The sequence below is a fragment of the Thermococcus henrietii genome, from assembly GCF_900198835.1.
Classification (GTDB): Archaea; Methanobacteriota_B; Thermococci; order Thermococcales; family Thermococcaceae; genus Thermococcus; species Thermococcus henrietii.
Genome location: NZ_LT900021.1, coordinates 502,641 through 521,151 on the forward strand (window position 1 = coordinate 502,641; position 18,511 = coordinate 521,151).

Here is an 18,511-nt window from a genome sequence, read left to right on the forward strand (position 1 = left end):
TGGTGATACCTTCAATGGAGTCCGTTATTTTCAAGAGCCGCCTTTTTTTTGGAATGTTTTCTAATGCTGAGGAGCTCTCTCACAATTTGACCCTGGGGGTTCTTTGAGTTGGCAGTTGAAATGGCCCTGGCGTCGATGATTATGTGGGGTATTTGTACTTCTCGTGAAGGTCGTTCAGCGCCGCCGTGAGGAAGGTAGTCTTTCCAATCCTCCTCGGGCCGGTTATAACAAAGAAGTCCCTCCCGTTTTCGATTTTCTCAACAGCTCCCAATACTCGGCCTTCCTCCCAAAAACCTCATTCATTGAAGCCTTTGGACGGGTGTCAAAAAGCATTAGACCCTACCTGTTTCAGGTAGGGTCCAGTTGTCAATAAGGGTTGCGATTTGATTTACCTCAAGGCCAAAGAAGTAGGCCCCACCTGAAACAGGTAGGGTCTTACTCTCCCCTCTGTATCTTCGCGTGGCCGCCGACGAGGCTCTTCCTCAGCTCGAGGTTCCTTATCTCGCACTTCTCGTCTATGATGGAGCGCCATATGGTTGCGTTCCTTATCACGGTCTTCCTGAATATTATCGAGTCGCTGACGTCGGAGTTCTCAATGAGGCATTCCTCGCCGATGTAGGCAAAGGGCCCTATAATCGAGCGGCCCAGTATCTTCGCCCCGCGCTTTATGACGACCGGCGGGATTATCTTCGCGTAGGGGCTTATCTGGATTTCCTCTATGCGGCTCTCCTTCAGAAGCGTCTTCAGGGCCTCTAAGTAGCTGTCCGCGCTCCCTATGTCGTACCAGTACTCTGAGAAGCGGTAGGCTTTTATCGGCTCACCCCTCGCGAGAAGCCACTGGACGAAGTAGCCCGGCGAGTCCCTGTTCCCATCCCTCAGGTACTCGTCGAGGAGCTCCATGACCCTCTCCGGGAAGACGTAGACACCGGTGCTTATCAGCGTCGAACGCGGCTGTGCCGGCTTCTCCTCAAATGCCACTACCCTGTCCCCCTCAAGCACGACCACGCCGTAGCGCTTGGCCAGCTCCAGGTCGCCGACGTCGTAAACCGCTATGAGGGTTTCGCCGGAGTACCTCGCCAGGAAGTCCTTCAGTGAGAATGAGAAGAGGTTGTCGCCTGCGATGACGAGGTAGTCGTCGAGCCCGAGCTCATCGACGGCTTTCTTCATGGCCCCTATCGTTCCGAGCTTCTCCTCCTCGTGGAGCGTGTCCTCGACGATTAGCTCGACGCCGTACTCCTCCGCGACTGGCCTGAAGTGGGACTCAAAGAAGCGGTTCGTGGAGATGTAGACCGGGAGGTCGAGTGTGAGGACCTTCTCGAGGATGTAGTCTATTATCCTCTTCTCCCCGACCGGGAGCAGTGCCTTAGGGTTGTCCTTCGTTATCGGCCACAGCCGAGTTGCGTAGCCGCCGGCCATGATTAGGACCTTCACGGTTCTCCCTCCCTGGTGTCTCGGCATACCGGGGCTATAAACTTTTCATCGTATTCCAAGGGCCTCCCTCCTGTACATGTTCAGGTAGTATGAGTAATCGTGATACTCCCGCATTGTCCCCTCCTCGAAGTTGCACCGGGCTTTCTCGTCCCTGCTGAAGAGCAGCAGGCCCCCAATGGCGCGGAACCTGAACGCTACAGGAGCGTCGTTGAGAACTCTAACGTCAACCGGAAGCCCGATTATTCTTGAGAGCTCCTCTTCCAGCTCCTCCTCGTAGAACGGGTGAACCTTTGACTTAACGTAAACTGCAACGTCCACATCCCTGAAGGGGCCGTCCTCGCGGAATGAGCCGTGCAGGTAGGCGAAGGCAACCTCCTCTCGTTTCAGAAGAAACTCCCTGAGCAGCTTGATAATTCTCTCTTTCTCTTCCTTCCCCAGCGTGTAAACCCGCATGGTTATAGGTATGTGCTGGATACAAAAAACTTTCCCAAACCTTAATAACCTTCCTTCAAACTCCCAACGGTGATGGCATGAGGGTTCTCGTTACCGGCGGGGCTGGCTTCATAGGCTCGCACCTCGTTGATAAGCTCATGGAGCTCGGACACGAGGTCAGGGTCCTCGACGACCTGAGCGAGGGCAGTTTGGACAACGTAAGGCGGTGGCTCGAGGACGAGCGCTTTGAGTTCATAAAGGGCGATATGAGGAACCCCGAGATTGTAAAAGAGGCCGTTAAAGACGTTGAAGCCGTCTTCCACCTCGCGGCCAACCCGGAGGTTAGAATCGGCTCCCAGAGCCCCGAGCTCCTCTACGAAACCAACGTGCTGATAACCTACAACCTCCTCAACGCGATGAGGGATTCGAGCACGAAATACATCGTCTTCACGAGCTCCTCAACGGTTTACGGCGACGCCGAGGTCATACCGACTCCCGAGGACTACGCTCCTCTCGAGCCCATAAGCGTCTACGGCGGGGCGAAGCTCGCGGCTGAGGCCTTGATAAGCGGCTACGCACACACCTTCGGCTTCAGGGCTTTAATCTTCCGCTTGGCGAACATCATAGGCGAGCGCTCCAACCACGGCGTAATCTACGACTTCATCAACAAGCTCAGGAGGAACCCCGAGGAGCTTGAGATACTCGGCGACGGAACCCAGAGGAAGAGCTACCTCCACGTGAGCGACACCGTGGAGGGCATGCTTAAGATCTTTGAGCACTTCAGAGGGATCGAGAAAACCGTGGACTTCTACAACCTCGGCAACGACGACTGGATAACCGTTCGGGAGATTGCGGAGATAGTGAGCGGGGAGATGGGCCTTAAGCCGAGGTTCGTCTTCACGGGCGGCGTTGACGGTGGCAGGGGCTGGAAGGGCGACGTTAAGTTCATGCGCCTCAGCATAGAGAAGGCAAAGAAAACCGGCTGGAGGCCGAGGCTCAACAGCTATGAAGCCGTGAGGAGAACGGTTGGGGAGCTCCTCTAACCGAAAACTTTTTAAACCCTCCAGCGCCCTTAATCTCGGACGCGCCCGGGTGGTGTAGCCCGGTCAATCATGCGGGACTCTCGATCCCGCGACCCGGGTTCAAATCCCGGCCCGGGCACCATAATTCTCGCGGGCCCGTGGCTCAGCCTGGTCAGAGCGCCCGCCTGATAAGCGGGAGGTCCGGGGTTCGAAGCCCCGCGGGCCCACCATTCAGCCCTTTCTCCGAAAGCGCTGGCGGAAAGTTAAGTGCATGTTCTAAGATTTAGCAATTGTGAAGTGGAGTTTCTTATTAACTTGCCCTTTGTTGAGTGTTTCACTCTCCAAACGGCGTCCTTTGGACGCCAAAACTAAGTTGAAACTAATACTCAAGGCATCTTTGAAGTTAAACTCGTTTTAAAACCGCGTCTTAATTAATGCACGACTGACTTTTGCTTCTTTGGGGGAAAGGGCATTCTTTGGTCAAGCTTTCATAAAGCTTGCTCGCCTGCGCGAAGTTTGACCAAGGTTCGTGATTCTTTGTTGAAAATTGCGATTTGAAAAAGGATTTTTCACTCAAACTTCACGATTCCAGCTAGAATTCATTTCTAAAAGAGCAACATTCACAGGGTTCAAAAACCTTTATAGCGCTCCTTTGGAGCGCGGTTTAAGTAGAACCTGTGTGAGGGAGCCCTTAGAGTGTGAATTCAAACTCTCAACGGCTGACTTGATTTTGAAATCCTTTGAAGAGGAGCCCTAAAGAGGAATCACGAGCTTTTGGTCAAGCTTTGTTAAAGCTTGCTTTGTACTCTTAAACCCCTGGAGTGGGGCTTCGCCCCACGTTGGGAAACTTTGCCTTCGCAAAGTTTCATCAAAGTTGGCATGCCTTTTGAATGGTTTGTTCTCAGGGGGGTTTACTTCCAAACCTGCCAATTTTGAGCGTGTTTCCTCCCGTTAGCGCCCTTCGGGCGGTGTTTAAAACTAAAAACTTCCCTCCACACGCTATCATGAGAGTAAAACCCTAACTCCTTGACTGTTTAATAACACATGCAACTTTCCCTCTGCCCTTCTGGACAGTTAAACCATTTTGGTCAAGCTTTGCGCAAGCAAAGCTTGCGGGGAGTAAAATTTATAAATCCTCCCCTTTAGCTATCAACGGGCACAGCCCCGTGGTGTAGCGGCCAAGCATGCGGGACTCTGGATCCCGCGACCGGGGTTCGAATCCCCGCGGGGCTACCATCGTTTAAGGGCTCCAGAACCCCGAACCCCCTCTCTTAAATTCCCTTCTCGAACCTCGTGTTATACCTCAAGACGTATTTTTGCCGTTGATGTTCATCCTAACTTGTCGTGTTTTGTGACGTTTTTTTTACCTCGCTGGCTTCGTGGGAGGAGCCTTGGGAGGTCCCCAGTTTCCGAAACTCTGGAAAATATCCAATCGTTCCCCTACCGAAAAAAGGCATTCCTTCGACTTCGGTGGTGTTGCCCGTTGATGTTTCCTTGTACCCCCAAACGAACCCCTTCCAGCAGTTTTTACTCATTTAAAGTCTCTTTTCGAACTTTTGAGGCAGGTTTAAATACTCCTGTGACTTAATTCTCCCAAGGCCGGGTCTTACTCCGGTCGGGAGGTCGTAGTCATGAGGAAGGATTTTGAAAGTGAGATTGTTGACATGCTCCGGGAGAGGGAGCTCACGGTTGCGTTTCTCACGCGGTTTTTAACGGAGAGGGGCTTTGACGTCACCCGTCAGAGGGTTGAGAGAACGCTGAGGAAGCTCGTGAGCATGGGTCTCGTCGAAGCGAGGGTCGGCAACAACGGCAGAAAGCACTACAGGTTGGCACGGTGATTGCCATGGGAACCTCCTCGGTCATACTCGGAAACAGCCGGAGGATGCTCCTCATAGAATACCTCCGAAGCTGTGAGGGGAAGGCCGAGCTGAGGGACGTTGTTGAGTTCATAGCCGAGAATGAGGGGAACACTGACAGGAAGCACAGGAAGAGCGTCTACGTGAGCCTCGTTCAGACGCATATCCCGAAGCTTGAGCGAGAGGGAGTTATCACATTCAAGCACGGCGTTATCACCCTCGTTAAGGTCCCGGACGACGTTACGGTTTACATGGAGACTGTAAAGAAGAACGACATAAGCTGGAGTTCGTTCTACATCGGGCTCTCGGTTATGTTCTTCATAACCGCCCTCTACCTAAACAACCTTCACCTTGCCCTCGCATCGCTGGTTTACGCCGGTGTTGGGGTCATTCACCATAGAAAAATGAGGCGCATCTGAGCCTTTTTCTTTGGGTAATCTCCCATTACCGGCCGTTAATCCGACATTTCATATATACCACAAAGGTCCAATGAATCAGTGAGCAACCCCACGGGGTTGCAGAGGCACTGCGTTGATTTCACCGTTGCAGTGGTCGTGAGTGTGTCTTGGTTTAGGGATGAACCTTCACTCTCACCGCTGGCTTCTCTACCACAGTGCCTCCCTAATCCGGAGGCGAAAAAAGATGAGAAAGAATATTGCCCTTGGAATTTTTGGCCTGTTGGTGGCCTTTGGCCTTGTCTTAGGGGCTGGAGCCAACTTCAGGGACTACCACGCCAGCAGGAGCGTCCACTGGGATATCGTCAGCGACGATAACGAACTCATTGACCTGACTCCCCTTCAGCCCTACGCGTACATAAACAGCGGTGGCGTTCTGGTGGTGGATATCAGTCCGGACAACCCGAACTACCCAGGCTACGGCCAGGGCCTCAGCCCGAACTCGGAGTACAACTTCGACGAGGTCTTTGAGGTAAGCAACGACCTTTGGGAGAACAACATGAGCATAGTCGTTAGGATTACAAACGCCAACACGGCGATTCAGTTCTACGGCGCCGACCACGACGTGCACGACGCCGCGACTGGAGCGATTGTCTACCGCAGTGACATGGCCAAGAACGACGTCTGCTTCACCCTTGGTCCGGGAGAAGCCGCCAAGATAGGTATGGACTTCACCGTTGGAAACAACGCGCTCAACACCACTGAGAGCAGCACCATACACATCCAGGCATGGAGGCTCGGCACCGAGCCTGATGAACTCGCAGGAAAATGTGGACAGCCGGGACAGTGAGGGGGTGTAAAAGATGAATAAACTGTTTGGATTGGCCTTATTGATGGTTGGAATGCTCCTGGCCGTTGGAGCCGGAGCCAATTTCAGGTACTACTCTGCCGACAGGCAGGCGAGCTTTACCGTCGTTTCAGACGATAACGAGCTCATTGATTTGACCGCCCTCCAGCCCTACGTAACCTACGACGCTGGAAAACTCTACGTGGACATAAGCAAGTACAACCCGAACCACCCCGAATACGGCGGTGCTGGAATGAGCCCGAACACGACGTACGTCTTTGAGGAGATGTTTGAGGTCAGCAACGAGCTGTGGGAGAACAACAACACAGACTACCCGATATGCGTCACCATCACGACCGGAAACGACCATGTGTTAATCTTTGCCGGCGACTACGGAAACGAGATTGCCGGACCGGCCCACAACCTCAAGTTCACCGTTGAGCACGGAAGCCCTGTAAAGATTGGCATGATATTCAACAACACCAACGTCAGCATGGGCGAGTACCAGTTCCAGATGAACGTAGAGGCTCAGGCTGGTGCATGCGGACAGTGATTTCTTTTCGGGGCCTTTGCCCCAACCCCTTTGAGGGGGAGTTGATATGAGAAAACTAATCGAACTCACGTTTGCCATCATCGTTTTCGTTTTCATCACCGGTTCGTTAGTTGGCTTCTTCCTTGACAGGCCCGTTTTTCTCTCGTACGCTTACTCCAAGAGCATGACCCCCACTATAGACAAAGGTGACCTCTTTTTGATGAACCCATTCGCGAGGAACTTCGACGTCGGGGACATAATAGTCTTCCACCGCAGGGATGGCTGGACCGTCCACAGGATATTCGCCGTGACCGAGGAGGGCTTCATAACGAAGGGTGACAACAACGTGGCAACGGACCAGCAGGATGGCCTTTACAAGCCCGTTAAAGAATCTGACATCGCCGGAAAGGTCGTGGTTGTCCTCGGCCACCCCCTGGTCATCCGCGGCGGCGGTGCGTTCATACAGTCCCTTAGGGCAAGGCTGAACAACGTCTACGCCATAGCGTTTCTGCTTCTCGTGGGGGCCTTTCTAACGTTCTCGGGGGGCTCCAAACGGAAAAGGCGAACTAAATACTACCGAGTCAGTGTTAAGACCCTCTACGCAGTTGTTTCCGTCTTCATAATAGCGGGTTTTCTCTTCGTGACGGTGGCATCATGGGGAACTCTCGCATTCACTTACTCATCGACCCTCGCCGGTGGTCAGAGGGAAGGATGGTACCTCCCGGGTTCAACCTTTGAAAAGAACCTGAGCGTCCGCAACAACGCGGTTTACCCCTTCTACTACTTCGTGGAGGGGGGCAGTGAGCGGGCGGAACTCCTGGGGCCTAATTTCCTGAGGCTCACCGGGGGTTCGAGCGCCAACGTCTCGGTTCACGTCACGGTTCCGAAGGACACGCGGATTTACAGGGAAGAGTTCAGCGTGCGCTCGTACCCTGCCATACTGCCGGCGTCCTTCGTTATCTTCCTGTACTCCCTAAACCCGTACCTGCCGCTGGTCGCCTACGCCCTTCTGCTGTCCGCGGTCCTCTGGGCGTTCTACCGCCTCGCGGGGATTTCCGAGGGTGACGTCATTAGAATCAGAAAAAGGAGGGGAAGCGTTCTCTCCAAGGTACTCGGAGATGGTTAGCATGAGAAAGTTCATACTCTTCACATCGTTCCTGCTGGGGCTGCTCCTCATAGTGGGTTCGAGCGGGAACTTTAGGGAATACACGTCCCAGAGGGACGCGGACTTTGCCGTGGTGGATGGCAGCAACTCCTACGTTGCGTACCATTGCCTTCAGGGGCCGGTTATGCTGAACGCAAGTTCGGGCGTTGAATTCGCCGCGATAAAGCTTGAGAACCTGATGGACAGGACCATAACGGTTCGCGTCGTCGGCGATTACTCCAGCCTTCCTGAGGGCATCAACGGGAGCGTGGATGGCTCCACTTACACACTCGAACCCGGCGAGGAGGTCTCGATTGGCGGCAGTTTTTCCGCCGGTGACGACGTCGAAAACGGAACTTACGGTGTTCCGCTGACGGTCTACGCCGAATGGGATGGTGGAAGCGCCGAACTCAAGGACTGCTCGATGTACGTCACCGTTAGGAGACCGACTTACGTGCTGAAGAAGGGAATAGTCGGGGACGTCTACAACTACACGACGAAGAAGGTCTACCGCATAACGCTTCAGCTCAACTTCACGAACAATGGGCCAAGCGGGGACTTCGTCATAAAGGACTTCATCCCCAACCCGGGATGGAAGGCCATATACGTGCCCCTGCCCCCGGAGCCAACGACAGGAAACGTCAGCTACACCCTTGGGTTCTCGTGCTGTCATTGCTCTGGCATGGTGATAGTATGGAGAGTTCACGTCGCCCACGGGGCAACGGTGACCCTGAACATCCCCATGGAAGTCGTTTTCTTCCGCAAAGGGGACTACACACTCAACTGCGGTGCGCATCTCTGCGGGACGCACGTCGTCTCGAACCGCGTCACCGTTCACGTAACTGGAGGTAGGTGATTATGAAAGTTGATAAGAGAAAGGCTTTCCTGGTTGGGATTGCCTTTTCAATTTCCCTTGCCGTTGTTTTCGGCATGTACTCAAGCCTAGCCTACTCAAGGGCTCCCATAACGACCCACGCGACGTATTCAACGCTCTACGTCGAGGAGGGGCACTTCAAGCACTCTGGATTTTTCTCGAACGAGACGGTGTACAAGAACGGGACGTCTCTTGAGTACTACCCCTCGAAGATAACCGAGGAACTGCTCGGTAACTATACCTTCACTTCGTCCCCGGGCACCATGGGAAGCTACGAGGCGACGCTTCACGTGAAGTATTACGTTTCCTCCGGGAAGAAGAAGGTCTACATCCTCAACGAGAGCTCCTCGCTCGGAAGGGGGACCTTCTCGGGTTCATTCACCCTTCCCGTTGAGTTCAACATGAGCGCCCTCGACGCGAGGCTCAAGGAGGTAAGGGAAGGAACGGGACTCTACCGCGCCGAGAGGGAAGTTTACTTCGTCGTCAAGGTGCGGGCCAACGGCAGGGAACCCTTCACCCAGGAAATCCGCCTGAACCGCGACGCCTCGGGGATGCTGTACTTCAGCGGTGCCGACAAGGAGTACAAGAAGGTCGTCAGGAACGTGAGCACGACCACGAACTCAGTGTCGTTCCTCGGCTCGGACGTCGGCGTCTCAACGGCCAGAACGGTCTTTCCAGCGATGGCGCTTCTCTTCGCCATCCCGCCGGCGGGCTTCATGTACGCGAGGAGGGAGAGGAAGGAGACGGAACCCAAGGAGCTGAAGGGTCTGAAGAAGTACACCGTCGAGGGAACCGTTCCTGAGGGAAGGCGCGTTGAGCTGTCCTCTCCGAGGGACCTGGAGAGGGTCTTTGAGCTCGTTGACAGGCCGATAATTCATTACCGCGACGGCGAGACGGATGTCTACGCGGTTGCAGACGGCGAGACGGTTTACGAGTACCGGGCGAATTAGCCCGGCACCAACAACTTTAAAAGCCCAAGCGGAAAGCCACCTTAGGAGTTCTAAAAAGGGTTAGAGGTGGTTAGAGATGAACCCGTTCCACGACATCGAGCCCGGACCGGAGGTTCCGGAGGTTGTCTACGCCCTTATAGAGATTCCGAAGGGGAGCAGGAACAAGTACGAGCTCGACAAGAAGACCGGCCTCATAAAGCTCGACCGCGTTCTGTACAGCCCGTTCTTCTACCCGGTTGACTATGGTATAATCCCGCAGACCTACTACGACGACGGCGACCCCTTCGACATAATGGTCATCATGCGCGAGCCCGTTTACCCGCTCACCCTCATCGAGGCCAGGCCGATAGGCATAATGAAGATGAACGACTCCGGCGACAAGGACTGGAAGGTTCTCGCGGTTCCCGTTGAGGACCCGTACTTCAAGGACTGGAAGGACATCGACGACGTTCCAAAGGCCTTCCTTGACGAGATTGCCCACTTCTTCCAGCGCTACAAGGAGCTCCAGGGTAAGGTCACCAAGATTGAGGGCTGGGGCAACGCCGAGGAAGCGAAGAAGGAAATCCTTCGTGCTATAGAGCTCTACAAGGAGAAGTTCGGTAAGAAGGAGTGACTCCTTCTCAACTCTTTTTGGAGGTCAGGCCATGTACAAGCTTTTGACGGTTAAGGACGTCGTCAGGATTCCACCCAGGATGTTCACGATGGACCCTAAGGAGGCCGCCAAGAAGGTCCTCCGCGAGACCTACGAGGGCATCTACGATAGGGACGAGGGAGTTATCCTGGCAATCCTTGACGTCCACGACGTTGGGCAGGGAATAATCGTCCCAGGCGACGGGGCCACTTACCACGAGGTAACCTTTGACGTCCTCGTCTGGAAGCCCGAGAACCAGGAGGTCGTTGAGGGCGAAGTGGTGGAGATGATGCCCTACGGCGCCTTCATCAGAATCGGCCCGATGGACGGTCTCGTCCACATAAGCCAGCTCATGGACGACTACGTCGTCTTCGACGAGAAGAACAGGCAGTTCATAGGCAAGGAAACCAACCGCGTCCTCAAGCTCGGCGACTTCGTGAGGGCGAGGATAATCGGCATAAGCGTCAAGAGCAGAATCATCAGGGAGAACAAGATTAACATGACCATGCGCCAGCCCGGTCTCGGAAAGTTCGAGTGGATTGAGAAGGAGAAGAGAAAGGCCAAGGAGGAGTGAGCATGGCGAAGGAGAGGGCCTGCAGGCACTGCCACTACATAACGACCGAGGACCGCTGTCCCGTCTGCGGGAGCAGGGATTTGAGCGATGACTGGTTCGACCTCGTCATAATCCTCGACACCGAGAGCAAAATTGCCAAGAAGCTCCGCGAGAGCATACCAGAGGCCGCTAAGGTTCCTGGCAAATACGCCATAAGGGTCAGGTGAAATGCTGTTCCGCCTAACTGAAGAGCTCCGGCGAGAGCTCAAGGAACCGCTGGGAGAGCTGATAAAGGGCCCGATTCCGGAGCCCTACATTCGAATTAAGGACGAGCTTAGGGGTAAGACCGTAATCACCGTTGGGGACGTTGTTACGGAGAACGTCCTCAAGCTCGGCATTTCCCCTTCCCTTGCCCTCTACGACCTCAGGACGAAGAGGACCGACTATTCTCCCGATATAAACGCGAAGGCCGTCTTCATGACCGTTTCTAATCCCCCCGGGACCATAACGAAAGCTTTATTAGACGCCATCAGAAAGGCCTTCCGCCTCGTCGAGCGGGGCAGGCCGGTTCACATACTCGTCAGCGGTGAGGAGGACTTGGGGGCGATTCCAGCGGTGCTCTACGCCCCGTACGGGAGCGTCGTCCTCTACGGCCAGCCCGACGAGGGGGTAGTGCTTATAAAGGTAACACCCGAATGCAAGCGCAGGTGTGCGCAAATACTTGCCAAGATGGAGGTGGTTCGTGATGGAGATTAAGGTGACCGAGATAAAGGAGAACAAGCTCCTCGGGAGAAAGGAGATATACTTCGACATCATCCACGAGGGCGAGCCTACCCCGAGCAGGGAAGCGGTGAAGGGTAAGCTCGTCGCCATGCTCGACCTCGACCCGAACACCACCGTTCTCCAGTACATCAGGAGCTACTTCGGAAGCCACGTCAGCAAGGGCTACGCCAAGGCCTACGAGACGAGGGAGAGGATGCTCTACATAGAGCCCGAGTACATCCTCGTTAGGGACGGCCTCATTCAGAAGGAGGAAGAGTGAGGTGGTGTAAATGGCCAAGGGCAAGAAGAAGACCAGCCAGAAGTGGAAGCTCTACGAGGTTAAGGGTGGAAAGGTCGTCAGGAAGAACAAGTTCTGCCCGCGCTGCGGGCCGGGCGTCTTCATGGCCAACCACAAGGACCGCTGGTCCTGCGGAAGGTGCGGCTACACCGAGTGGAAGAAGTGATTTCCCTTTCTTTTCTCTTGGCGATGGCTATGCCGGTCTATTACGGAATAAGGATTGAACTCCACCCCGACGTCTATGAGCCGGCGGAGGATACGTTTCTCCTCGCCGAGACCGTTGAGGTCAAGCCCGGTGAAACGGCGCTCGACGTTGGAACCGGGACAGGGATTATAGCCCTCCTCATGGCGAGGAAGGCCAAACGCGTCCTCGGCGTTGACGTGAACCCAATGGCTATAGAACTCGCCAGGAAAAACGCCCTGCTGAACGGAATCGGGAACGTCGAGTTTTGCCTGAGCGACCTTTTTGAGAACGTCTCGGGAAGGTTCGACGTGATAACGTTCAACGCCCCTTACCTACCGGGTGAGCCGGAAGAGCCAATAGACTTGGCCCTCGTCGGTGGGAAAACCGGGAGGGAGGTAATAGACCGGTTCGTCCGGGAGGTGCCGGATTATCTGACCGAGAACGGCAGGGTTTACCTCGTCCAGAGCTCGATAACCGGGATTGAAGAAACGCTGAATCTTTTCCGGAAAGTCGGTCTTAGGGCTGAGGTTGTCGCCAAAAGGCACCTCTTCTTTGAGGACATCGTGGTTGTTCAGGCCAGGCGGTAGCGCCTTATCTCGTGGAGGAGCTTCACCTTGGGCCTCTCGTTACCTTCCTCGGGCTCCTCGCCAGGGAAGAGAACTATCTCCCTCGGCTTGAGCATGGGTTCGGGTTTTATGCGCATCATGGTTGTGGGCTCGGTCCTGACCTTTTAAACCTTTCGCAGATTGACGAAGGAATTTTCGACGATGCACAGTCGCGACCAATCAGGTTTTTAAAACCTCGCCCGAGTTTGGGTTAGGTGAGACTAATGGCGATAGTGGTTAAGGCCAACCCGAACATGCCCGAGGAAATCGCGCTCCTCTTCAGAAAACAGCACTACGAGCTCGTTGGCAGGCACAGCGGCGTTAAGCTCTGCCACTGGCTCAAGGAGAGCCTCACAAAGGGTCGCTTCTGCTACAAGCAGAAGTTCTACGGCATAGCGAGCCACAGATGCCTTCAGATGACGCCGGTCTTGGCCTGGTGCACCCACAACTGCATCTTCTGCTGGCGTCCGATGGAGGGCTTCCTCGGCACTGAATTGCCAGAACCCTGGGACGACCCGGCGTTCATCGTCGAGGAGAGCATAAAGGCCCAGAGGAAGCTTCTCGTTGGCTACAAGGGCAACCCGAAAGTTCCGAAGGAGAAGTTCGAGGAAGCGTGGAATCCGAAGCACGCGGCGATTAGCTTATCGGGCGAGCCGATGCTCTATCCGTACATGGGCGACCTCGTTGAGGAGTTCCACAAAAGGGGCTTCACGACCTTCATAGTCACCAACGGAACCGTTCCGGAGAGACTGGAGGAGATGATTAGAGAAGATAAGCTTCCAACGCAGTTCTACGTCTCGCTGACCGCACCAGACATCGAGACATACAATCGCGTTAACGTCCCGATGATTCCCGACGGCTGGGAGAAGATAAAGGAAACTCTCAAGCTCATGCGCGACGCGGAAACGAGGACGGTGATAAGGCTCACCCTTGTCAAGGGCGAGAACATGCACAGCCCCGAAAAGTACGCCGAGCTGATTAAGCTGGCGAACCCGATGTTCGTTGAGGCCAAAGCCTACATGTTCGTCGGCTTCTCGCGGAACAGGCTCACCATCAACAACATGCCGAGGCACGAGGAAATCAGGGCCTTCGCCGAGGAGCTCGTGAAGCACCTCCCCGGTTACCACATCGAGGACGAATACGAGCCGAGCAGGGTTGTTCTCATCATGCGCGACGACGTGGACGGCAGAGGAAGGGGATTGACGGGAAGGTTCATCTCTGATTGATTCCACGCCACGTGGAAAACTTTATTTATATTCCCGACTTTTCTCCTCTAGGGGTGTTAGGGCTATGAATATGAAAAGGGTATTAACTATGATGCTACTCATAGTGCTTTTAACGATTCCGTACTCCGCCGCCGGTAGCGTCCTAGATAACGCTTCTAGGGTCTTCATCGGGGTCAATTCGTATGTGGACACCGTTCCGCTGAAGGCGTACTCACTGCTCGCACTTGATTCAATGGCCGGAAAGGTTCACAACGAGACCCCCCTTTTTGTCTCCATTGAAAACATTACCAAGAGCCTGCTCTCAATGCAGAATCCGGACGGGGGTTGGGGCTATCATGTGAACGAAATCAGCACCCCCCAGGATACTGCACTTGCGTTGATAGCTCTCAACTATTCCCTTGCAGTTTCGAGGGAGTTTGGGGTTGGGTTGGATGAAAACGCCCTTCTAAAGGCCCTTCGAGAGGGGGAGAGCTATCTCCTGGACTCCTACTCCTCTCCTGGCTGGGGCTACGTTTCCGGTTCCGTTCCCAAGTTCTATCCAACCGCGCTCTCCCTCTGGGCCCTCGGCACCCTCGGGCTGAAGTACTCCAACAGCCTCATCGTTAAAACGGCCGCAGATTTCATAGCAAACGCCTCGGACCTTTCCCCAGAGTACAGGGCCCTAAGGCTGATTGCCTTCCATGCCGTTGGTTATCCAAACGTGACCCCATACCTTTCCAAGTGCCGCGAACTGCTCTCAAGCGACACCCTAAACGAGTATCAGAGGACAATACTCACCTACGCGGTCATACTCTACGACCCCCTAAGCTTCGACGTCGGTAGGTCCCTTGCGATACTCGAGAGCTTGGGGATGAGGAACGATACATACTTACTCGTGACCGAAGGGGTTCCCTTCATGACGAGGAACGACTTGATGGCAACGGCATACGCCGTCATGGCGTTTTCTAGCGTTTCCGACGTTCTCGTCAATGCTTCTCCCCGCAATCCTCGGGGTTTCCTTTACAACGACCTTGTCTCTCGTCAGAACCCCGACGGTGGCTGGCCGCTCCTCAAGAGCGGTATCTCCTCGGCGAAGGCCACTTACTACGCCCTCCTTGGAATCTCTGCCTCTGGGAATCCGTCTGGAGCCGTTGTGAAGAAGGCCGTCGCGTGGGCCAGGAACCACCTCCCCTCAGCCGAGGAGGCCGCCCGGGTTCGTGGCACCGTAACGGATGACTACTACTACACCGCCATGATACTCATCAAATTTGGGAATTTGTCCTCCGCCGAAAAGGACGAGTTAATCAACTTCACCCGGTCCCTTGAATCTGCTCCTGGCCTTTGGAGGGGTCTCTTTGGTATTCCTCAGCCATACCAGACGGCCCTTGGTCTGAATCTGCTCCTGGCCCTCGGTTACAAGGGGAATGACGTGGACCTCGCCGCAAATTGGCTGCTCTCAATAAGCCCCTCCGGCTGGGGCGTTAGGCTTAATTACTTCATGCCCGCCACCACCGGGATGGACGTTCCAACAACTGTCACCGTGCTCGAGGCCCTCTCTAAGGTAGTGTCCCCTGAGAAGCTGACTCCCCACGTCAAGTGGCTGATTGAGCAGAGGCTTCCGAGCGGTGTCTGGGGATGTTTCCGCGAGAGCACCAACATACTCAACCAGCGGTTCTACGCAGCTCCATCGATGGAATACACCGTGAGGGTCGCCGAGGTCCTGAGGAAGCTTGGTTATGACTACTCCAGGGATGTTCTCCCGTGGGTTCTCAAGCACGCCCTTGACCCCAACATGAGCACGGTTGATGAGGGCTTGGCCCTCCAGTTCCTCAGCGGCTTCAATCTCCTGCCCCCCACGACCCTCTACGAGGTAATTGAGAGCTTGGAGAGCGGAGGTCAGTGGTACCTCAACTACTGGGAGGGCTATGACTTCATCGTCCAGGAGATTGCCTCATCTCTCCTTCCAGAGACTGTGATAACGCTCGTTAAGGGCAACTTAACGCCGAGTGCCGGAAACCACATAATCATAGCCCCCATCGGTCTCGTGAACGTTTCCCGCTACAATCCATTCGTCTCCGTCTATGTCAATGGCACTTCCGTTGTTGTAAACGGTCGTGAGTACCCGCTCTCAACGAGCATCGTCCTGGTGCCCGGAAGGACCCAGGATGGGGGCTATGTCCTCGTAATCCTCGTCGGTGAGGATGCCGTTGATGGCGTCCCCGTGCTCTTCACGAGTGGCCTCTACCGCTACCTCCACGGTGCATACATGGTTCTCAGCGCCGTTGATAAGAACAACGATGGGAAAATTGAACCTGAAGAAATAACACTGCTGGGGTTGGGGTGAAGGCCCTTGAGGGCCCTGATAATAGGAATCGGACAGTGTGGGACGAAGATGGCCGACCTCTTCGCGCTGGTCGACTTTGAAACCCTCGCGGTAAACACCTCCCGCGGTGACCTGGAGTACCTCAAGCACGTCCCGCAGGACAGGAGGATCCTGATAGGCGAGAGCATAACGGGGGGCAAAGGAGTCAACGCAAATCCAATACTGGGCAGGGAGGCCATGAAGCGCGACCTGCCGTTGGTGATGCGCAAGATAAACTCCATAGTCGGCTACGAGGACGTTGACATATTTTTCCTCACCTTCGGCTTCGGCGGTGGAACCGGTGCCGGTGGAACGCCCGTCCTCGCGGAAGCCCTGAAGGAGGAGTATCCTGACTCACTCGTGGTTGCCATTGGCGCCCTTCCGCTCAGGGAAGAGGGCATAAGGCCCACAATCAACGCGGCTATAACGATAGACAAGCTCTCCAAGATTGCCGACTCCATAATCGCCATAGATAACAACAAGCTGAAGGAAACCGGCGATGACATAAGCAGGGCCTACGAGAGTATTAACTATACCATAGTCGAGAGGATAGCCTCTCTTCTGGCCCTCGTGGATGTCCCCGGCGAGCAGACCCTCGACGCGAGCGACCTCAAGTTCGTCCTCAAGGCCTTTGGAAGCTTTGCCACCGTTGGCTACGCCAAGGCCGAAGCGAGCAAGGTGAAGAGCCTGTCGAGGTTAATCCTTAAATCCTTTGAGAGCGAGGGTCTCTACCTTGATGCCAACATAGAGTCCGCCCTCTACGGCCTCGTCGCAATACACGGCCCGCCGGAGGTTCTCAAGGCTGGAGACATCTTTGAGGCCCTCGATTACCTCACGAGCAAAATCCGGGGCAAGCAGATTTTCCGGGGCTTTTACCCTGACCCGCGCGAGAGGGAAGTTGAGGTCGTCACGCTCCTCAGCGGAATATACGAGAGCAGGAGCATCGAGGAAATCGTTAAAACTGCCAAGCAGTACGCGAGGTCCTTCATGGAGGCCAAGAAAGAGGCCGAAACCAAGAAGAGTGAACTGCTCAGTGGTCTGCCGGATTTCGACGATGTCTACAACGCACCGATTATTGGGGACGTTGTTGAGGATGACGGTCCCGATGTGGAGAGTGTTGTGAAGAGCCTCAGGAGGAAGAGAAATGGTTGACCTAACGGTCAGGGACTCGGTTGAGGTTGCCCTCGAGCTCGACGAGAAGTCCGTCTACTCACACATCGCCCACGAAAGTGCAGAGGACATAGTCAGAATTATCTCCTCCCTCGACGCAGAGAGGGCAAAGCTCAGGGGGGAGGTTATCTATTACGCCGACGACTGGGATGCTCTCATACGGGAGAGGATAGCCAAAGGAAAGCGTCACACGGCTTTTGACTTCTACAATCCGACTCTACTTGACATCTGGGAGGAGAAGGTTAAGTTTGGAAAGAAGCTAAAGCTGATTGAGAAAGCCGTTTACTCTATCCTGGGGGTTCTCGTTGCTGGAACTGGGGTTGCAACAATATTAACAGGCTCTCCATTTGTTCTCATCGGTCTCTTGGTAATCCCCCTAGCAATCGCCGTGAGGGATAGGGTGAAGAGCTCGCTCGACCTTATCTACTACGAGCTGACCCAGTTTTTCATTGACGAACTCAGAGAGATTGTTTCAAAACACGGCCTTAAATCGGAGAGGTACAAGTTTAAACTTTTCACTGGGGGTTATTTTGGGGTAGAGACTAGGAGAACACCTTCTGGCATATTTGCGGTTGTTGAAGACAAATCTGCGGAGTAACCGTTAAATATAGTCCAATCCAACTATTGATGGAGGGGGAGATTATGGGGTTAGTCCTTAAAAGGCGAGGCCAGATATCACTGGAGTTCATGCTGGTGTTCGCGATAATGATGGTTATGCTGATGTACTCGGTCAAGAGCGTTGGCTTTAATTCGAGCTCTCCTTCCTCGGGAACGCTGGCCATTCAAATTGCCCTTGAGGAGAAGAGCGTCGCCAACGTGATAGCAGGGGCCATAGACCAGGTCTATGCCCAGGGGCCCGGCTCAAAGGTCACGGTTTACGCTCACTTCAACCTGCTTCGCAATTCGAAGTACCTCAAGAACGCCTTTAACCTCACGTCTCCCCAAGTTCGGCTTATGTTCCTTGGAACTGAGGACCCACTTTTCCCAACTGGGGCCGAGAACTCTGTGGTTGTCGTCGCGGTTTCCAACGCCGGCTCAACTCCGGTGATTTCCGGCTCCAACAGGACGGGGGTTTGGGTTCAGACGTACTTCCTCTACAACTCGACGTCCACGACGGGTTTTACGCTTAGCTTTGCTCCATCAGACGTTCCCACAACGATGAGGGTGGTAGTGGAGTGGAACCCTTCAAAGCCCGTTTCCATGACCTATGATAGCACCTCCGGGACACTCCACATAAACATTAGGCCAGGTGGATGAA

At 54.5% G+C, this 18,511-nt stretch carries 24 protein-coding genes and 3 tRNA genes; 23 read left to right on the forward strand and 4 right to left on the reverse strand.

All coding sequences use genetic code 11. The features are described 5' to 3' along the window. Window positions 1-139 precede the first annotated feature (139 nt). The 3 genes from CS910_RS12130 to mntA form a co-directional block, all read right to left on the reverse strand. Window positions 140-271 carry a hypothetical protein gene (locus CS910_RS12130; protein WP_262926563.1) on the reverse strand — a complete coding sequence of 44 codons (132 nt, stop codon included), beginning with the start codon at window positions 269-271 and terminating at the stop codon, window positions 140-142. A 164-nt stretch (window positions 272-435) separates the two neighbouring features. After that, on the reverse strand, window positions 436-1,431 hold the full coding sequence (locus tag CS910_RS02750) for a sugar phosphate nucleotidyltransferase (protein WP_099209630.1): 996 nt from the start codon (window positions 1,429-1,431) through the stop codon (window positions 436-438). A 45-nt stretch (window positions 1,432-1,476) separates the two neighbouring features. Beyond that, the gene (mntA, locus tag CS910_RS02755; RefSeq protein WP_099209631.1) at window positions 1,477-1,884 is read right to left on the reverse strand and encodes a type VII toxin-antitoxin system MntA family adenylyltransferase antitoxin; all 408 of its coding nucleotides are present in this window, start codon (window positions 1,882-1,884) and stop codon (window positions 1,477-1,479) included. Window positions 1,885-1,961: 77 nt separating this feature from the next. On the opposite strand from mntA, the gene CS910_RS02760 reads away from it, so the two are divergent. From CS910_RS02760 to CS910_RS02845, 18 genes are all read left to right on the forward strand, one after another. Continuing rightward, window positions 1,962-2,906: an NAD-dependent epimerase/dehydratase family protein gene (locus CS910_RS02760; RefSeq protein WP_099209632.1), complete on the forward strand. Its 945-nt coding sequence runs from the start codon at window positions 1,962-1,964 to the stop codon at window positions 2,904-2,906. A 43-nt stretch (window positions 2,907-2,949) separates the two neighbouring features. Further along, window positions 2,950-3,027, forward strand: a tRNA-Glu gene (locus tag CS910_RS02765). Window positions 3,028-3,037: 10 nt separating this feature from the next. Beyond that, window positions 3,038-3,115: transfer RNA gene (locus tag CS910_RS02770), tRNA-Ile, on the forward strand. 930 nt (window positions 3,116-4,045) lie between these two features. Further along, window positions 4,046-4,121: transfer RNA gene (locus tag CS910_RS02775), tRNA-Gln, on the forward strand. 395 nt (window positions 4,122-4,516) lie between these two features. Beyond that, window positions 4,517-4,723, forward strand: coding sequence for a helix-turn-helix domain-containing protein (locus CS910_RS02780; protein ID WP_099209633.1), 207 nt, complete (start codon window positions 4,517-4,519; stop codon window positions 4,721-4,723). 5 nt (window positions 4,724-4,728) lie between these two features. Continuing rightward, complete coding sequence (locus CS910_RS02785) at window positions 4,729-5,160, forward strand: DUF7344 domain-containing protein (RefSeq protein WP_099209634.1); 432 nt, start codon at window positions 4,729-4,731, stop codon at window positions 5,158-5,160. 223 nt (window positions 5,161-5,383) lie between these two features. After that, window positions 5,384-5,986 (forward strand): DUF1102 domain-containing protein, encoded by a 603-nt coding sequence (locus CS910_RS02790; protein WP_099212392.1) that lies wholly within the window; start codon window positions 5,384-5,386, stop codon window positions 5,984-5,986. Between the two features lie 13 nt (window positions 5,987-5,999). Next, a complete protein-coding gene (locus CS910_RS02795; protein WP_099209635.1) occupies window positions 6,000-6,536 on the forward strand; it encodes a DUF1102 domain-containing protein in 537 nt (178 codons plus the stop codon). Between the two features lie 46 nt (window positions 6,537-6,582). After that, on the forward strand, window positions 6,583-7,641 hold the full coding sequence (locus CS910_RS02800; protein ID WP_099209636.1) for a signal peptidase I: 1,059 nt from the start codon (window positions 6,583-6,585) through the stop codon (window positions 7,639-7,641). Next, window positions 7,634-8,515: a COG1470 family protein gene (locus CS910_RS02805; RefSeq protein WP_223211917.1), complete on the forward strand. Its 882-nt coding sequence runs from the start codon at window positions 7,634-7,636 to the stop codon at window positions 8,513-8,515. The genes CS910_RS02800 and CS910_RS02805 overlap by 8 nt, the downstream gene beginning before the upstream one ends. Window positions 8,516-8,517: 2 nt before the next feature. After that, the gene (locus CS910_RS02810; protein ID WP_099209638.1) at window positions 8,518-9,483 is read left to right on the forward strand and encodes a DUF5305 family protein; all 966 of its coding nucleotides are present in this window, start codon (window positions 8,518-8,520) and stop codon (window positions 9,481-9,483) included. A 76-nt stretch (window positions 9,484-9,559) separates the two neighbouring features. Further along, the gene (locus CS910_RS02815; RefSeq protein WP_099209639.1) at window positions 9,560-10,096 is read left to right on the forward strand and encodes an inorganic diphosphatase; all 537 of its coding nucleotides are present in this window, start codon (window positions 9,560-9,562) and stop codon (window positions 10,094-10,096) included. Window positions 10,097-10,127: 31 nt separating this feature from the next. Next, complete coding sequence (locus CS910_RS02820; RefSeq protein WP_042691412.1) at window positions 10,128-10,688, forward strand: DNA-directed RNA polymerase; 561 nt, start codon at window positions 10,128-10,130, stop codon at window positions 10,686-10,688. A 2-nt stretch (window positions 10,689-10,690) separates the two neighbouring features. Next, a complete protein-coding gene (gene spt4, locus CS910_RS02825; protein WP_042691415.1) occupies window positions 10,691-10,894 on the forward strand; it encodes a transcription elongation factor subunit Spt4 in 204 nt (67 codons plus the stop codon). A 1-nt stretch (window position 10,895) separates the two neighbouring features. Next, window positions 10,896-11,423, forward strand: coding sequence for a GTP-dependent dephospho-CoA kinase (locus CS910_RS02830; protein ID WP_099209640.1), 528 nt, complete (start codon window positions 10,896-10,898; stop codon window positions 11,421-11,423). Further along, entirely contained in the window at window positions 11,413-11,709 is a 297-nt protein-coding gene (locus CS910_RS02835) for a 30S ribosomal protein S24e (protein ID WP_042691419.1), read from the forward strand. The genes CS910_RS02830 and CS910_RS02835 overlap by 11 nt, the downstream gene beginning before the upstream one ends. A gap of 10 nt (window positions 11,710-11,719) precedes the next feature. Beyond that, entirely contained in the window at window positions 11,720-11,893 is a 174-nt protein-coding gene (locus tag CS910_RS02840) for a 30S ribosomal protein S27ae (protein WP_011250646.1), read from the forward strand. 29 nt (window positions 11,894-11,922) lie between these two features. Next, window positions 11,923-12,498, forward strand: coding sequence for a HemK2/MTQ2 family protein methyltransferase (locus tag CS910_RS02845; RefSeq protein WP_099209641.1), 576 nt, complete (start codon window positions 11,923-11,925; stop codon window positions 12,496-12,498). Here the strand turns inward: CS910_RS02845 and CS910_RS12135 are convergent. Next, window positions 12,483-12,617 (reverse strand): hypothetical protein, encoded by a 135-nt coding sequence (locus CS910_RS12135; RefSeq protein WP_262926564.1) that lies wholly within the window; start codon window positions 12,615-12,617, stop codon window positions 12,483-12,485. The two genes, CS910_RS02845 and CS910_RS12135, sit on opposite strands and share 16 nt — an antisense overlap. A gap of 123 nt (window positions 12,618-12,740) precedes the next feature. On the opposite strand from CS910_RS12135, the gene twy1 reads away from it, so the two are divergent. The 5 genes from twy1 (at window position 12,741) to CS910_RS02870 (ending at window position 18,510) form a co-directional block, all read left to right on the forward strand. Next, window positions 12,741-13,742: a 4-demethylwyosine synthase TYW1 gene (twy1, locus tag CS910_RS02850; protein ID WP_099209642.1), complete on the forward strand. Its 1,002-nt coding sequence runs from the start codon at window positions 12,741-12,743 to the stop codon at window positions 13,740-13,742. 64 nt (window positions 13,743-13,806) lie between these two features. Further along, the gene (locus CS910_RS02855) at window positions 13,807-16,065 is read left to right on the forward strand and encodes a prenyltransferase/squalene oxidase repeat-containing protein (RefSeq protein ID WP_145955341.1); all 2,259 of its coding nucleotides are present in this window, start codon (window positions 13,807-13,809) and stop codon (window positions 16,063-16,065) included. A 6-nt stretch (window positions 16,066-16,071) separates the two neighbouring features. Further along, window positions 16,072-17,235 (forward strand): FtsZ/tubulin family protein, encoded by a 1,164-nt coding sequence (locus CS910_RS02860; protein WP_099209644.1) that lies wholly within the window; start codon window positions 16,072-16,074, stop codon window positions 17,233-17,235. Continuing rightward, on the forward strand, window positions 17,228-17,851 hold the full coding sequence (locus CS910_RS02865) for a hypothetical protein (RefSeq protein ID WP_099209645.1): 624 nt from the start codon (window positions 17,228-17,230) through the stop codon (window positions 17,849-17,851). Before CS910_RS02860 ends, CS910_RS02865 begins: the two co-directional genes overlap by 8 nt. A gap of 29 nt (window positions 17,852-17,880) precedes the next feature. Continuing rightward, complete coding sequence (locus CS910_RS02870; RefSeq protein ID WP_099209646.1) at window positions 17,881-18,510, forward strand: class III signal peptide-containing protein; 630 nt, start codon at window positions 17,881-17,883, stop codon at window positions 18,508-18,510. Window position 18,511: the final 1 nt, after the last annotated feature.